Here is a 16,219-nt window from a genome sequence, read left to right on the forward strand (position 1 = left end):
TTAACAGTGTATTCAACAGTGTTATTATTCAGTATACTTGTATTTTATATTTGTATTTTATCATAATAATTGGAATTATTGGAATTATTTGTAATTTGTATTAAATTTAAAAATATATATTTTATATTCTTTTTATGTGCTAAATTATATAAAGATTTTTGGAAATGGATATTGTAAATAAAAAAAAGAAATTAGTTCTATAAAAATAATAAAACAATACTTAATACTTAATAATTAAAAAAAAAGAATAAAAGAATAAAAGAATAAAAATTTAAGATTTATAAGTTTTTAACAATTGTTTCAGCTACGCTTTTACCATCTAACTTGTAGTAGGTTAACAATTCGTTTGCAGGTCCAGATTTACCGAATGTGTCATTTATACCGATTCTTAAAACTCTTTTATTGAGACCTTTTGAAGAAACAACTTCTGAAACAGCTCCACCTAAACCACCGATTACGTTGTGGTCTTCCAAAGTTACGATTATATCTTTTGCAAATGATATTGCAACTTCGTCAATAGGTTTTATTGAAGTCATAGATACTACTTCAGCGCTTATTCCTTCATTGCTTAAGTATTCTGATGCTTTTAAAGCTTCTGGTACTACTTCACCGGTTGCGATAATTGTTATATCAGTTCCTTCTTTTAATTTTCTTGCTTTTCCTAATTCGAATTTTGCATCTTCTTCGTTATCAAATATAAGTTCGGTGTTTCCTCTTGGCATTCTTACATAAACTGGTCCTTCGTAATTTGCACACCATCTAATAACGCTTTTAGCTTCATAGTAATCTGCAGGTGCTAAAACTACCATATTTGGTATAACTCTCATAATTGCCAAATCTTCGGTCATTTGGTGGGAAGCTCCATCTTCACCTACAGTTACGCCACTGTGAGTTGCGCATACTTTTACATTTAATTTAGGGTACGCTATTGAGTTTCTTATCTGTTCCCAAGCCCTACCAGTTGCAAACATTGCAAATGTAGATGCAAAAACGGTTTTTCCAGTTCTTGCAAGACCTGCGGACATTCCAATCATGTTTTGCTCTGCAATACCTGCATTGAAAAATCTTTCAGGGTATTTTTTTGAGAAAAGAGCTGTTTTTGTAGAACCTGATAAATCCGCATCTAAAACTACAATATTTTCATTTTTTTCGCCCAATTCAACTAATGTTTCACCATAGGCTTCTCTCATTGCCTTTTTAACTCCATTCATTGTTTCACCGTTAGTTTAACTTATATTTATTAAATCAATATATTAAATTTTGATTAATTTTGATTAATTTTGATTAATTTTGATTAAATTTTGAAATTTGCAGAAGCTCTTAAATCTTGAACAGCTTTTACAACGTCATCCTTTCCATATATTGCAGATGCAGCAACTAAAGCGTCAGCTCCTGATTCAACAACTTTAGGTGCAGTATTAGTGTTTATACCACCATCTACGAATATTTTTGTATCGTATCCTTCTGTAAGTATTAAATTTTTCAATTTGTCAATCTTTTTTACCATTGGGTTTATGAATGATTGACCAGAAAATCCTGGCTCTACAGTCATTATAAGTACCCCGTATAAGTTTTCGAGTACATATTCGATATTTGTGAGACCGGTAGATGGATTTAATGCTATTATTGGCTTTGCGCCATGGTCTGCTATCAAATCTACTGTTCTGAATAAATATTTTGTAGATTCTGCGTGGAATGAAATCATATCTGAAGCTTCAGCTATTTTTGGGATAAATATGTCTGGATTTTCAACCATTAAGTGAACATCTATATCTGTTCCGTGTGTAATATCTTTTAAGTATTCAGGTACCTTTAAACCCATACTTAAGTTAGGTACAAAGTGACCATCCATAATATCAACGTGGAAAAAGTCAACTTTCGCTTCTTCTGCTTTTCTTACTTCTTCCGCCATATGTCCGTAGTTAGCAGACAATATTGAAGCTCCAATCATAACCATTTAATCACCATTAATTATAAACTCGATAATTTAGATAAATAACAAATTTATTAAGTAATAACATAATTTAATTGCTATTTATCAAATATTCGTATAATATTTTTATAGTATTTTTATAGTATTTTTTGATATATTGAGTATTTTCTTTAATTAATTGCTTAATTCATTTAAAGCTTGCTCTAATTCTTCCGTATTTGGTGCTTTTCCGTGGAATCCTACGTTATTTTCCATGAATGAAACGCCTTTTCCTTTAATTGTGTTTGCAACTATTGCAGTAGGTTTTCCATTTTTAAGTGCTTTTGCGGTTTCTACGGTTTCAATGATTGCTTTGTAATCATGCCCATCAATTTCAAATGTGTTCCAACCGAAAGCGTCGAATTTAGCTTTAACGTCGCCTAAACACATTACATCTTCAGTACAACCATCGATTTGTAACTTGTTTCTATCAACGATTGCGATTAAATTATCTAATTTATAGTGGTGTGCAGCCATTGCAGCTTCCCATACCTGACCTTCTTGGCATTCTCCGTCGCCTAAAAGTGTGAAAACGTTGTTATCATACTTATCTAATCTACAACCGAGTGCAATACCCACTGATGCTGAAAATCCCTGACCTAATGAACCGGTGTTTGCTTCAATTCCTGGTATATCAATTGTAGGGTGACCTTGCAAAAGAGCTCCAACTTGCCTAAGATTCCATAACTCATTCTCTGAAAAATAGTTTAAACTTGCTAATGTTGCATATACTGCAGGGCATGCGTGACCTTTACTTAAAATAAATCTGTCTCTATTTAGCATTTTTGGATTTGTTGCATCCTGATTCATAATTTCGTAGTAAAGTGTAGCTACTATGTCAATAGCAGATAATGAGCCACCAGGGTGTCCTGAATTAGCTTTTGCTATCATTTTTACAATATTGTATCTTAATTTTTTTGTTATTTGGGTTAACTCTTGGATTTTTTGTTCCATGGTTTTATCGTTTTTATCGTTTGTACTCATAATTACACCATTTTACATAATTTACATTAATTTACTTATGAAATATATATGCTGATTACATAATGTCTGATTACATAATATTTAACATTAAATAATATTTTATAATTCATTTAATTCACTACTTATTTATATATTTAGCATATGGCTAGACTTACTAAATAGAATTTTGATTTTAATTTTATATTCATATTATATTATTACAATCCTATAATTTATACTATACAATTGAATATAATATTAATAAAATATTTAACAATTTATTATATTATATTTCAATTAAGGATTATATTTAAATACTTAATTAGGATATTTGATGTTAACGAATACATAAAAAAATACAAATTAACAATACAAATTAATTAAAAATACAGATTTTAATTTTATTACCCGTATCATTATGTAATTATAAATACAATCGAAACTATAGATACATATGTAGATGTTGATACAAATTTGTATAGGTAGTTGTATAGATATAAGCATATATTTTGCAAATGTGATTTATACAAGAATGAAGTATTAAACTCTACAGAATCATATAAATAATTTGTAACACATTGTATTATTGAATTATAAATTATATAAATGATATAAATTATATAAAACGTATAAATTATTAAAATAAATTAAAAAGAAAGTAATATTAAAAAATTATCATATATTTATACTACGGTGAAAGAATGAAATTAATAGCTTGGTTAGATGAACTAACAAATGAAGATGTAGATATAGCAGGTGGGAAGGGTGCCTCATTAGGTGAGATGTGGAACGCAAAATTACCAGTACCTCCTGCATTTGTTACTACGGCAGACGCATACAGATATTTCATTGAAGAAACTAACTTAAAAAACACTATTAAACACATTCTCGAAGGTTTAGATGTAAACGATTCAAAAAAATTAATAAAAGCTTCCGAAGATGTTAGAAAGGCTATTGAAACAGTGGAAATGCCTGAAGACTTAAAATTAAGTGTTATCGAATCATACAACAAATTAAGTGATGGCGAAGATATCTTTGTAGCAGTTAGAAGTTCAGCTACTGCGGAAGATTTGCCAGATGCAAGTTTTGCAGGACAGCAAGAAACATTTTTAAACATGAAGGGTAATGAAGAAGTTTTCGAAGCAGTTAGAAAATGCTACTCATCATTATTCACACCTAGAGCTATTTTTTACAGGGAGCAAAAAGGATTTGACCACTTTGAAGTAGCTTTATGTGCTGTAGTTCAAAAAATGGCTGATGCAGATGAAGCAGGTGTTATGTTCACAGTTAACCCAATTAATCAAAATCACGACCAAATGGTTATTGAAGCAGCTTGGGGATACGGTGAAGGTGTTGTTAGCGGTACAGTTAGCCCAGACACTTACTTAATAGCAAAAGAAGCTGAAAAAGTAACTGACATAAATGTTGCAAGTAAAGACACTATGTTTATTAAAAATGCAGAAGGTAAAACCGAAGAAATAAAAACCCCTGCTGAAAAAGTAGACGCTCAAGTTTTAGACGAAGTTAAAATATTAAAACTTGCACAAGTTGGTAAATTAATTGAGAAACACTATGCTCAACCTATGGATATTGAATGGGTTTACGAAGGCGATGAATTATACATGGTTCAAGCTAGACCTATTACAACATTAGACAAAGGCGGAAAAAATGGAAAAACAGCGTCAGAAGGGCAATACGATGCTGAAATATTAATGAAAGGTATTGGTGCTTCACCAGGTACAATGTCAGGAAACGTTAAATTAATCTTAGACCTTGACCAAATCGGAGATGTTGTAGAAGGGGACATCTTAGTAACAAAAATGACCACGCCAGATATGGTTCCAGGAATGAAAAAAGCTGCAGCAATTGTTACTGACGATGGGGGATTAACCTGTCACGCTGCAATTATTTCAAGAGAATTAGGTACACCTTGTGTAGTAGGAACTAAAAAGGCAACCCAACTTTTGAAAAACGGTGAAACTGTAACTGTTGACGGTGAAAAAGGTATTGTATATGCAGGTGCAATTGCTAAAAAACAAAATGGTGTGGAACAAGCTCAACAACAAGTTGTCTACGAAGGAGCTCCAGTAATCACAGCTACAGACATCAAAGTAAATGTAAGTATGCCTGAAGTAGCTGAAAGAGCTGCTGCAACCGGTGCTGATGGTGTTGGTTTATTAAGAGCTGAACACATGATTTTAGGAACTGGTGTTCACCCAAGTAAAATATTGAACGAACAAGGTTCAGAAGCACTTGTTGAAGTATTTATGGAGGGAATTAAGAAAGTAGCAGACGCATTTTACCCAAGACCTGTTACATACAGAACTTTAGACGCTCCAACCGATGAATTCATGGGTTTAGAAGGTGGACAAGACGAACCACACGAACAAAACCCAATGATGGGATGGAGAGGTATCAGAAGAGGATTAGACCAACCAGAAATCTTAAGTTGCGAATTAAAAGCGATTAAAAGACTTAGAGAGGATGGCTACAGAAACTTAAACATTATGATACCACTCGTTACAAATGTTGACGAAATTAGAAAAGTTAAAGAAATAGGTAAAGAAGTAGGTTTAAACATGAGAACAGACATCGAGTTTGGTATCATGGTTGAAACACCTGCAGCTGCTTTAATCATTGAAGATATTGTAAAAGAAGGTGTAGATTTCATTAGTTTCGGTACCAATGACTTAACACAATACGTTATTGCAATTGATAGAAACAACGAGTTTGTGGCTAAATACTACATGGAAAACCACCCTGCAGTTTTAAAACTAATCGAGCAAGTTATAAAAGTTTGTAGAGAAAATGATGTTAAAACATCAGTTTGTGGACAAGCTGGAAGTAGACCTGCAATCGTTGAAAAATTAGTTGAATGGGGTATCACAAGTATTTCATCAAACATAGACGCTGTAAAAACTATTAGAAGCGTAGTAGCAAGAACAGAGCAAAAAATAATTTTAGATTCAATAAGAAATTCAAAAAAATAATATTTAATACCATATAATATTATTTAATCTAAAATCTACATTTTCTTTTTCTTTTTCTTTTTTAATTACTTTTAATTACATTATTATCAATTAATACGTATTTATATTTAATAATTATTAATATTCAGGCATATAACAGCTATTTTTAAATTTTTTTAAATTTTTATTGGACATATGGCTTTATAATTACTATAGAAGATATAATTATGTCAAACTATATATATTACAAATTAAATAATGAATAAAAATAAATGGATATAAATGAATATTAATAAATAAATATAAAAAAATAAAAGGTACAAAAATGAAACTATCTGAAATAAAGAATAAAATAATATGTAATAACGAATCAGAGCTTTGTACTAGGGTTGTAATTGGCGGTACTTTTGATATAATTCATAAGGGGCATGAAAAACTACTTAAACACGGTTCGAAATTTGGTAAACTTTATATAGGAATTACTAGTGACGAGTACCTTAAAAAATACGAAAAATACAAGAAACACGATATTAACCCCTTGGTTATTAGAATTAAAAAGTTAGAAACCTTCCTTACGGATAATAACTTAGAATTTGAAATACAAATCATTAACGACCCATACGGGGATACTTTAGAAAATGACTACGATTATATAATTGTTAGTCCTGAAACACTTTGCAATGCGGAAAAAATAAACAAAATACGTATTGAAAAAGGAAAAAAACCTATAAATATAGAATTATGTGAATTTGAGATGGCAGAAGATAATAAACCAATATCAACCACTCGAATTAGATGTAATGAATTGGACAAGTGTGGAAACGTATTGAAATATTAAATAATAACTAGAATAATTACCTAATTTACTAATTTAATAATTTACTAATTTACGAATATAGTTAAATTATAAATAATTGAATTATTTGTGAATAAATATAAGGCGAAATTATGGATATAATGATAATAATAGTGGCTTTAATTTTGGTAGGATATCTTGCAAAAGTAGGCAAGATATTAAACGAAGACCATATTTTAGCGCTTAATAACATAGTTATTTACATGGGTATACCCTCCACAATATTTTTAAATATTCTTGAAAATGTAAGAGTTGACCAACTTTCAGAATTTTTAAAATTACCGATTTTGGTATTTTTAATGTCTGCATTTTGTATAATAACGTCTTATTACGTTGGAAAAGCTTTAAAAATGGACAATAAATCACTTGGTGCATTTATATTATTATGTACCCTTGGAAATACTAGCTTTATGGGATACCCCGTTATAAATGGATTTTATGGTGCAGAAGGACTTACAAGAGCTATCTTTTGGGATATGGGTAGCGTAATAGTTATTATGGGACTTGGTACATATATCGGTCTTAAAATGTCAGGAGCTAAGAAAAACGTTGCTTTAGAGATTATGAAATTCCCGCCGATTGTAGCAGGGGTTTTCAGTACTTTGCTAGTTATATTAGGGTTTAATTTATCATATATGCCTCCAATCGTTATTGAAACACTTACGTATCTTTCACAGGCTACGATTGCTTTGATTATGATATCCCTGGGTTTATCCCTATCACCTTCAGCTCTTAAATTTGGTATGTTTTACGGCTTGGTTGCTTCGGTTATACGTTTATTACTTGCCCCTGGATTCACCTTTGGGGCTTCGGAATTTGTATTAGATAATACATTGGATAGAAATGTCGCAGTCTTACAGTCTGGGACTTCTTCAGCTATGATGAGCTTAGTATTTGCGATACAATATAAATTAGACATTAAAATGATAGCTTCAGGTTGTTTTATAACCACTGTGATATCTATAGGTACACTTACGCTATTCTATCATCTATTAAATATTATTTAAATATTAATTTTTTTATTTTTCTTTGTTTATATTTTCCTTTTTTTTATTTTTTATTACATATTTTTATAGTATAAAATTGATAGATATTTTAGTTTGATATCAATTTAAATTTATAAAAAAATTAATTTACAATTGTGATACTATGAAATTAAAAATCGGTATTTTAGAAATACTAGTTATTCTTTCAATAGTTGTTACCGCAGGTGTGTTGGGATACAATTTTTTAGGTTCTAATACGGCAAAATACGATTTTAGCGGGGAAGAAATGTACAAATGTGCATGGGTATCTGACAACATTATAAAGAAAGGTTTTATTTTAAATGCAGAAGTAGAAGGTGAATGGACAGCTGATAAAAGTCCATTTAAAGATACCATAAGGGTAATTGGTGCAAAAGGGGGAACTCTTAAAGTTGCATACAATAACAAAGAATATGAATTAGGCGGTAGATTAGCTTCTAAGGAAGATATCGCGATTAAATACATAAAATTAGTACCTTCCGGTAATTCAATGATTACCTACAGATTAGATGAGTTACAAGCGGAGTCTTTTGCTGATTTAAAATCAAAAATTGAGCAAGAAACCTCGATTGAAGGCTTAAATCCAAAATATATTATTGTTAAAGGCTCAATTGCTTCAGACGGTAATACATTGTTGCCTACGACACAACAACAGATTAGAAACGTGTTTAAATACGATGAATTAATGCCAGTATTCAATATATTATTAAATGGTACTACAATGATTGGAGACTTCGAAATTAGTCATTTTGAATCACTTGACGAGATTTTGAAACCAAACAATGTTTTAACATCCGACTTAAAAGTTTCTGTAGTCTATGAAGAAACCAACAGCGAATTAGCTGAAAAAATTGGTGAAAATTCCAAATTAAAGGTTAGTTCATGGAAATAAATATAAAAATAGATAAGAGATAGTTCTAGATATTTCTAGATATTTCAATTATATTTCTTAATTTTTTAATATTGATTATACGCATATTAAAATAATTTATTAATGTATTTAGAATAAAGTTTATTAAAATTTATTAAAATTTACAATATTTAAAATATTTACGACAGATGTTTAGATGTAATTAAAACGATGTTTGATAAGGATTAGTGATAAAATGAATTTAAATCTAAATTTAAAAGAAAAAGTTAATCCAAATGATATTTTTGTTATTATAAGTTGTATGTTTGTGATACTTGCATGCAATATTTCAGTCACAACCGGCGCTATAGTCCTATTTTGTGCGAGTTTCTTTTATTTATCCTTCAATGTTGGAAAAAATATTATTAAAAAATATTTAAATCCTGAATTTGATGATAATAAAGATGGTGAATTAATTAATTTAATAAGAGAAAATATTAATTATGAAAAACATAGGAAAATTGGGTTACTTTTAATAGCTGTAGGGGCTTTATTTACCGTAGCAGACTTAATCTGGGTTAGCGGAGTTCCTTTATTTGACCCTGCCTCAAGAAAGTTTTTAAATGTTGGATTTACGGGATTAGCGCATCTTTTACCACTAGGTTGGGCGATAGTTGTTTCATGCACTGAAATGAGCAAAAAAAAGGTATTTGGCTATTCTTTGGTTTTCGCGGCATTGGTTGCTTTACTAGGCTATAGGACTCAGGTTATTATCCTATTGCTATCTACAATATTCGTTATGTACTATAACAACAAGTTATCGAATAAACAGGTTGTTTACCCAGTTGTTGGACTTGCTTTAATCGTAATTGTAATGTCAGTACTAAGATTTTATTCGCTAAATATTGGCGGAAATCCGATTGTATCGCGTGTACAGTTGACTATGAATATCTTAGATATGATAGTTCAAAATTTTGAAGGTAGCCTTCAAGGTGTGTTACATACTGCAATTTTTTCATCATATAAACTTATTCCTGGCGTTTCTTCGGGCCCTAGAACTATAGTTGCAAATAGTCTTGGAATAGAAGGTGTTACAATTACACCTACGATATTTGGAGCAGTTTTTGCAGATTTTGGATATTTAGGATTAATACCTTACTTCGGAACTCTCGGTATATTCATTGGGGCATTACATTACATTAGTAGCAAACTTAATGGCGTATTTATGGGAATATACGCGATATTAATTGCTTATTTACTCGCAGGGATTGAAACTGGTATATTGGATTTAGATGTAGTATTTTTCTTTGGATTAGGTGCTTTTTCTTTGGTTTATGGATTATACGAAGCATATAAAGTGAAAAAAAGATAAAATAAAGATAATATAAAAAATAAATTAAATTAAATTAAATTAAAAATAAGATAATAGTATAAGATAATAAGATAATAAGATAAGATTGAAAAAATAAATAATGTGTGGTTGTATGAATTCAAATTCTCATAAAAATTCTAAAAAATTAGGTCAGTGCTTTTTAAAGGATAAAAATTTTGTAAAAAAAGCAATAAGCAGTGCAAATTTAAATGATGAGGATATAGTACTTGAAATAGGTCTTGGTGAAGGTGTACTTACCAAAGAACTTGCAAAAGTAGCTAAAAAAGTCTACGTAATAGAGCTTGATAAGAGATTAGAAGTATTTGCCAAAGAAGTAGTTAAAGAGTACCCTAATGTGACCATTATATGGGAAGACGCTTTAAAAGTGGATTTGGATTCATTGGACTTCAATAAGATAGTTGCTAACTTACCTTATCAAATATCTTCACCGATTACTTTTAAATTTTTAGAGCGTAAAAAAGGTTTTGATTTAGCTGTACTAATGTATCAATACGAATTTGCCAAAAGAATGGTGGGAAAAGAAGATACAAAAGAATATAGTAGACTTAGCGTAGCGGTTCAATATCATGCCGACGTAAAGATGGTTTGTAAAGTTCCACCTACTGCATTTTCGCCTAAACCCAAAGTAGATTCGGCAATTGTTAAATTAATTAAAAAAAATCCTGATTATCAGGTATTAGATGAAAAAACATTTAAAAATTTACTTAAAGCATTATTCCAACATAGAAATAAAACAGTTGGTAAGGCTCTTGTTAATTCTGCACACGAGCTTAATCTTACTCGTGAACATGTTAAAGAATTTATAGAAGCGTATTCTGAAGAGTTTGACTTTAAAGAAAGAGTTTTTAAATTACCTGGCTTTGAAATAGGTGAATTATCTAATTTATTGAATAAATTTATTTCTAAATTACCTAAATTGGAACAATAGGTATATAAAGCATAAGAATAGATTATACTAATCGAGCAGATGATGACGTTATCCCCAGCTGATGATTTTTCAAGCGATGAGATATTTTTCATGAAAACCTGATGCTCACTTTTTATTTTAAAAAATTAATATAATTTAATATAATTTAATTTATCTTAAATTCCTAATCTACTTCTCTTTTTATTAATGTGAGATTCAATATTTGATGCTGCTTTCACCATATCTGTTTCTACATCTAATTTAGCACCAGTTAGGTTCTCTAAATCGTTTGTAAGTAATTTTACCAAACTTTCTCCGCCAGTAACTGGAGGTAATGGTGAAACGTGGGTGTATAACCCAAATCCTAGTGCAAACAAAGCGTCAATGGTTGCTTTTTGCTCCATATATTCCGGTGCAGTTACTGCAATTGGTAAATCTTTTGTATCTACGTTTAAAGCTTTGGTTAATTCTGTTACAAGCATAGATATCCTACCTGTATCAGTACAAGTTCCAAAGCTAAGTACTGGAGGTATTTTTAACAATTTACAAACTCCTGCAAGTTTAGAGCCTGCCATATCTATTGCATCTAGTGAAGTTAAGCCTGCAACCTGTAAAGCTGCGTTTCCACACCCTGCACTAACCACTAAAATGTCTTTTTTGATTAATTCTTTTGCAATCGCCACTGTATTCATATCGTGACCATTTCCATGTATGGATGTACAACTTATTAAAGCTACAACCCCTTTAATGTCTCCATCTTTAATAGCGTTTAATAATGGGTCTAAACTGCCACCTAATATGTTCAATATAGCTTCTGTGGATACACCGACTATTGCTTCAGTTTTTCTATTTGGTACGTGACTTTTTGTTGATTTTCTATTTTTATAATTTTTAAAAGCTATATTTATTATTTCTTCCGCCATTTTTTCTACTTTGTGAGGTTCATAATCCATATTTATACTTACGTGAGGCAATTTAACAAGTTTTGATACTGAAATTAGTGTAGTATTGTACTTTTTAGAATACTCATTCAGTCTAGGAAGACTACAATTCATATCCATTGCGAAAACGTCTACTGCATTTGTTGCCAAAAGTGGCTCAATTGTAATCCAATTCCCAGTTAAACCAACAAATACATCGTCTACATTAAATCTCTGTATTAATTCCTGACCAGTTTCAATGGAACCTACTATTCTTAATCCTTTTGCACCTTCGGCTCCTGCCCGTTCTTGTATTTTCGAGCTTCTAGCCATGTTGATTAATGCTGCACCAACGAAAGGCTCGTGACCGTTTACCACGATATTTATGTATTCTGGGTCAACTATTCCTAAATCAACGTCTACTTTATGAGGCATTGGTGTGCCATACAATATATCTTGCACCATTTCCAGACCTATTTGAGCCCCATATATGCAAGAAATCCCCAAACGCATTGCTTTTAAAGCTAATGAAACGTAATCGCTATCCACATTTGTTAAACAACTTGATGTAGAAACTAGCATCTCTTCTTGAGGTCCTGCGGGATATATCCCCAATTTATTCCAAAGGTCTTGACGTGGCTTTGGTGCAAAACGTTCCACCATTATGGATGGTCTACTAGTATAGGTTTGTTCATAAAGGAATTTTGCCAAATTAACTGCGGTTTCATTTACTGAAGTGACTTTTAAACCACATGCGTTTGCAAAAGTTTTTAATTTATTTATATCTTGAATTTCAAATGGGGTTCTACCCTCTGCAGTTGATTTTAAGGTTCTGAATGCTTCCTTTGCGTGATATGTGTATGTACTAGTCCCCATAACATTTCTAAGTAACATGTATCTCATTGCCATTGCGTCAGGACCAATTCCACATGCCCCCGAGTCTATTTTCCGTTTCCCCTCGACAATTGGTGTAATACGGCATGGTCCATTGCTACAGAGTTGGCAACTCATCCCTTGACTACAAAAACCACATCTAACGGTTTCTTGCTGGTCTTCTCGGTCAAAAATGTTAGACATGTTGTCTTCTATTAATTTTTGGTACATTTCATTTATTGAATCATGTTCTGAAACTTTTTTCATACGACCCCCTCATCCTCGTATACAATATAATTTTTATTTTTCATAATTTAAATATTATGACGTATTACACAATAAAAGTGTTAAAATGTGAAAATAACTAAAAAATAAATTATAAAAAATAAAGAAAAAATGATAAAATATAAAATATAAAATATAAAATATAAAAATAATAATTAAGTTGTATATTCTGCATTAATTCTTACGTATTCGTGACCTAAATCACAACCAAATGAAGTATTTTCAAAATTACCTCTTTTTAAATCTATTACGAATTTTATTTTTTCTTTTTGCATTAATTGTTCCGCTTTTTTCAATTCTGGCGTTCCATCATCAGCTATTTGTACACCATCCTTTACCAAATAGGTAGATTCATTAAAATCACCTATTGATAAGTCAAAAATGTTCATATCCATATCTGCACCACTGTAGCCGATAGCTGCTACTATCCTACCCCAATTAGGGTCATTACCAAATACTGCTGTTTTTACCAACAATGACCTTACAACTGCCATAGATGCCTTTTTGGCATCTTCTTGGGTATTTGCACCTTTTACAAGTACTTCAACCAATTTTCCAGCACCTTCTCCATCTCTAGCCATTAATTTTGCTAATTCTTGGCATACTAATGATAAGGCTTTGTCAAAAAGTTCTTTGCACTCTTCGTATTTTACACCACTTTCACCATTTGCCATTAAAAACAAACTATCATTGGTACTAGTATCACCATCAACCACAGTATTGTTGAAACTTTTTTCAGTAGCGTCATATAAACAGTTTTCGATATCATTAGCTGATATTTCTAGGTCTGTTGTAACTACTGCCAACATTGTTGCGTGTAATAAATTCTTTGGCTTTTGCATGTTTGGTGCTATCATACCCGCACCTTTTGCAATGCCCCCCATTTTAACAACCTTATCATTTACTGCTATTTCTATACAAACACTTTTATTAAACGCGTCTGTAGTCATTATTGCCTTAGATGCGTTTTCGTTATTACTTTCTACTTCCAAGTTAGAATATGCCTTTTCAACTCTGTCAACTATTATGTCCATTGGCATTTTTCTACCGATTACTCCCGTAGACGCACTTAGGATGTGATTTTCAGATACGTTTAACAGTTCTGACGTGACCTTTACCATTTTGTTATTATCCTGCATACCGTCCTTTGTAAAACAGTTTGCATTACCACTGTTTATGACTATTGCATTAAACTTTTTATCATCACTACTTAGTAATAAATCTTTACAGTACTTTACAGGATGTGCATATACCTTATTAGAAGTAAAAACTCCTGAACATACAGTATTTGGATTTTCAGAGTAAACAATAGTTACACCGTACTTTCCTTCCTTATAACCATTTGCTTTGAAGCCTTTTGGGAATACCACACCCATTTGCTTTTTATCGTTATTATCTTTATTAGTTTTATATATTATATATTCGCTGTCTTCTTTATCATCTGCGAAAATGAAACTTTTATCTATTTTTTTTAGCCTGTTTGTCATCTTATGCTCACCAGTAATAATAGTAATAATAGTAATAATAGTAATAATAGTAATAATATTATTTTTAAAATTAAATAATTGCATATAATTGCATAATTTAATATTGTATCACTACAATAAATATAATATGTTATTTTGTATATAAACTTAAAATTAAATTAAAACCAAAATACATTAGAATTATAAGAAATTATGAAAAGTTATGGAAAATTATAGATTTTTGATTTTAAATAATGGATAATTACAATTTACACGACAGTCAAAAAAGACTTAATTTAAAAAGTGATAAGATGAATATAAAAATTTTAAATAAAAATGAACTAGTCGAAAATTTAAAAAATGTAGAAAATCCACTTTCTTTAGTGTTATTAGGACATTTGACACTCTTAATTTTAGCATTACCTTATTATGGCAAATTTGAGCCTACGGTTTATTACTCAGTACTTGTGATGTTTTTTAACATTGTAATGTTTGGAATACCTTATTTTGTAAAAATTAGCTTTAATGCTAATGATAAGAATAATAACGATAATAACGATAATAACGATAATGAGGCAGAAACTGCAAATAATTCTAATTTAAAAGATAATTCATTAAAAAACCATACAATAAGTAATTTAAAAGATTTTAAAAAACCTCTTGTATTACTTAGTCTAGTAATATGCGGAATAGTTGCGGGAAATGGTATCTACGCATTTTTAGGTATTGAAACCGCCATATTATTTATGATAATTGGATTTGGCTTATTAGAACTATTCTTTGGATACTATAAAAAATACAGTTTTGCTTGTAACAAAGAATATGTCATAAATAATAAAAAAGGCGAAAAAAATAAAAATAAGAGAAATATCGATAAAATAGGATACTATGCAGGTTTATTTGGTATACTATCATTTATAATAATAGTTTTAAAATACGGAAATATCCCGATATTAGATTATAGCATAAGAATGGGAATTGCAAATGAGCCTTTAAGGCTTTTATCGTATGGTACTTTGTCATATTTTGCGTTAAGTGGATTTTTACCATTTATAATTGCCTTGGGCTTAAATATTGGATTAGGGTATAAAGCAGGCGTTTTAACGGTTGTGGTATCGTATCTAATTTGGAAAAAAAAGACTTCGAAAATAAGTTTTGCAAAATTAGTGTTTTGGGCACTAGTATTGCTAGTATTTTTAGGAGTAATGTCAAAACTTATAATAAGCACATCTGGACAAAATTGGAGCCTCAATTTCATAGAAATGTTATCATATCGAGCATATTTCGATATAATGTCTTTTGATAAAGTTATACACTATCCTCAAATGTTAATGGGAAGTACTACGTTTATACCAAATGGAGAACAAGTAATTTCTCAACTAATATATGGTTATAATCATAATATAACAACCACGATGTTTGCACCGTTCCATTTGGACTTTGGACTTTTAGGGGGCGGTTTCTTAGCATTCCTATTCGGTTTAATTTCTAAAAAGATATATGAAAACATTGATTTAAAATTATATTGCATATATGGAGCAATTTTACTTTCAATGACGGAAATAGGATTTAACTACGGATTTTTAGTAGTTGTAGCATTATTCTCGTATATGGCAGTTAGAATGCAGGATTATAAAATAAAATATATTAAACATGCTAAAAATATACGGTAGAATTAGTTAAAATAGTTAAAATAATTAAAATTAATTTAATTAGTTAAAATTAATATGTTTAACTAAT

Annotated in this window: 12 protein-coding genes; 7 read left to right on the forward strand and 5 right to left on the reverse strand. The window is 30.4% G+C overall.

The genetic code is table 11. From position 1 onward, the window contains the following. Positions 1-278: 278 nt before the first annotated feature. From M2325_RS04615 to M2325_RS04625, 3 genes are all read right to left on the reverse strand, one after another. On the reverse strand, positions 279-1,211 hold the full coding sequence (locus M2325_RS04615; RefSeq protein WP_209590944.1) for a transketolase family protein: 933 nt from the start codon (positions 1,209-1,211) through the stop codon (positions 279-281). Between the two features lie 83 nt (positions 1,212-1,294). Next, the gene (rpe, locus tag M2325_RS04620; protein WP_209590945.1) at positions 1,295-1,957 is read right to left on the reverse strand and encodes a ribulose-phosphate 3-epimerase; all 663 of its coding nucleotides are present in this window, start codon (positions 1,955-1,957) and stop codon (positions 1,295-1,297) included. A 150-nt stretch (positions 1,958-2,107) separates the two neighbouring features. Continuing rightward, a complete protein-coding gene (locus tag M2325_RS04625) occupies positions 2,108-2,926 on the reverse strand; it encodes a transketolase (RefSeq protein ID WP_374759685.1) in 819 nt (272 codons plus the stop codon). 710 nt (positions 2,927-3,636) lie between these two features. Between M2325_RS04625 and ppsA the strand changes: the two genes are divergently transcribed. From ppsA to rsmA, 6 genes are all read left to right on the forward strand, one after another. Further along, a complete protein-coding gene (ppsA, locus tag M2325_RS04630; RefSeq protein WP_259051640.1) occupies positions 3,637-5,925 on the forward strand; it encodes a phosphoenolpyruvate synthase in 2,289 nt (762 codons plus the stop codon). Between the two features lie 304 nt (positions 5,926-6,229). Then, positions 6,230-6,742, forward strand: coding sequence for a phosphopantetheine adenylyltransferase (locus M2325_RS04635; protein ID WP_259051644.1), 513 nt, complete (start codon positions 6,230-6,232; stop codon positions 6,740-6,742). A gap of 110 nt (positions 6,743-6,852) precedes the next feature. Next, a complete protein-coding gene (locus tag M2325_RS04640; RefSeq protein ID WP_259051646.1) occupies positions 6,853-7,767 on the forward strand; it encodes an AEC family transporter in 915 nt (304 codons plus the stop codon). 142 nt (positions 7,768-7,909) lie between these two features. After that, positions 7,910-8,677 carry a phospholipase D-like domain-containing protein gene (locus M2325_RS04645; RefSeq protein ID WP_209590949.1) on the forward strand — a complete coding sequence of 256 codons (768 nt, stop codon included), beginning with the start codon at positions 7,910-7,912 and terminating at the stop codon, positions 8,675-8,677. A gap of 214 nt (positions 8,678-8,891) precedes the next feature. After that, positions 8,892-10,007 (forward strand): oligosaccharide repeat unit polymerase family protein, encoded by a 1,116-nt coding sequence (locus M2325_RS04650; protein WP_259051648.1) that lies wholly within the window; start codon positions 8,892-8,894, stop codon positions 10,005-10,007. A 112-nt stretch (positions 10,008-10,119) separates the two neighbouring features. Next, a complete protein-coding gene (rsmA, locus tag M2325_RS04655) occupies positions 10,120-10,956 on the forward strand; it encodes a 16S rRNA (adenine(1518)-N(6)/adenine(1519)-N(6))-dimethyltransferase RsmA (protein ID WP_245314150.1) in 837 nt (278 codons plus the stop codon). Between the two features lie 155 nt (positions 10,957-11,111). On the opposite strand, the gene cooS is transcribed toward rsmA, so the two are convergent. Together cooS and argJ are read right to left on the reverse strand one after the other, a co-directional pair. Continuing rightward, positions 11,112-12,995 carry an anaerobic carbon-monoxide dehydrogenase catalytic subunit gene (cooS, locus tag M2325_RS04660; RefSeq protein ID WP_259051659.1) on the reverse strand — a complete coding sequence of 628 codons (1,884 nt, stop codon included), beginning with the start codon at positions 12,993-12,995 and terminating at the stop codon, positions 11,112-11,114. Between the two features lie 173 nt (positions 12,996-13,168). Beyond that, positions 13,169-14,389, reverse strand: a complete 1,221-nt coding sequence (gene argJ, locus M2325_RS04665) for a bifunctional ornithine acetyltransferase/N-acetylglutamate synthase (RefSeq protein ID WP_209591116.1) — start codon at positions 14,387-14,389, stop codon at positions 13,169-13,171. Between the two features lie 401 nt (positions 14,390-14,790). On the opposite strand from argJ, the gene M2325_RS04670 reads away from it, so the two are divergent. Next, positions 14,791-16,152: an oligosaccharide repeat unit polymerase gene (locus M2325_RS04670; RefSeq protein WP_209590953.1), complete on the forward strand. Its 1,362-nt coding sequence runs from the start codon at positions 14,791-14,793 to the stop codon at positions 16,150-16,152. The last annotated feature ends 67 nt before the right edge of the window (positions 16,153-16,219 follow it).

The sequence above is a fragment of the Methanococcus voltae PS genome, assembly GCF_024807035.1.
GTDB classification, from domain to species: domain Archaea; phylum AGJL01; class Methanococci; order Methanococcales; family Methanococcaceae; genus Methanococcus; species Methanococcus voltae.

Coding starts and splice junctions, on each gene's coding strand:
- M2325_RS04615 (WP_209590944.1), bottom strand. CDS start 1,211: ATGAATGGAGTTAAAAAGGCAATGAGAGAAGCCTATGGTGAAACATTA.
- rpe (WP_209590945.1), bottom strand. CDS start 1,957: ATGGTTATGATTGGAGCTTCAATATTGTCTGCTAACTACGGACATATG.
- M2325_RS04625 (WP_374759685.1), bottom strand. CDS start 2,926: ATGGAACAAAAAATCCAAGAGTTAACCCAAATAACAAAAAAATTAAGA.
- ppsA (WP_259051640.1), top strand. CDS start 3,637: ATGAAATTAATAGCTTGGTTAGATGAACTAACAAATGAAGATGTAGAT.
- M2325_RS04635 (WP_259051644.1), top strand. CDS start 6,230: ATGAAACTATCTGAAATAAAGAATAAAATAATATGTAATAACGAATCA.
- M2325_RS04640 (WP_259051646.1), top strand. CDS start 6,853: ATGGATATAATGATAATAATAGTGGCTTTAATTTTGGTAGGATATCTT.
- M2325_RS04645 (WP_209590949.1), top strand. CDS start 7,910: ATGAAATTAAAAATCGGTATTTTAGAAATACTAGTTATTCTTTCAATA.
- M2325_RS04650 (WP_259051648.1), top strand. CDS start 8,892: ATGAATTTAAATCTAAATTTAAAAGAAAAAGTTAATCCAAATGATATT.
- rsmA (WP_245314150.1), top strand. CDS start 10,120: ATGAATTCAAATTCTCATAAAAATTCTAAAAAATTAGGTCAGTGCTTT.
- cooS (WP_259051659.1), bottom strand. CDS start 12,995: ATGAAAAAAGTTTCAGAACATGATTCAATAAATGAAATGTACCAAAAA.
- argJ (WP_209591116.1), bottom strand. CDS start 14,389: ATGGGTGTGGTATTCCCAAAAGGCTTCAAAGCAAATGGTTATAAGGAA.
- M2325_RS04670 (WP_209590953.1), top strand. CDS start 14,791: ATGAATATAAAAATTTTAAATAAAAATGAACTAGTCGAAAATTTAAAA.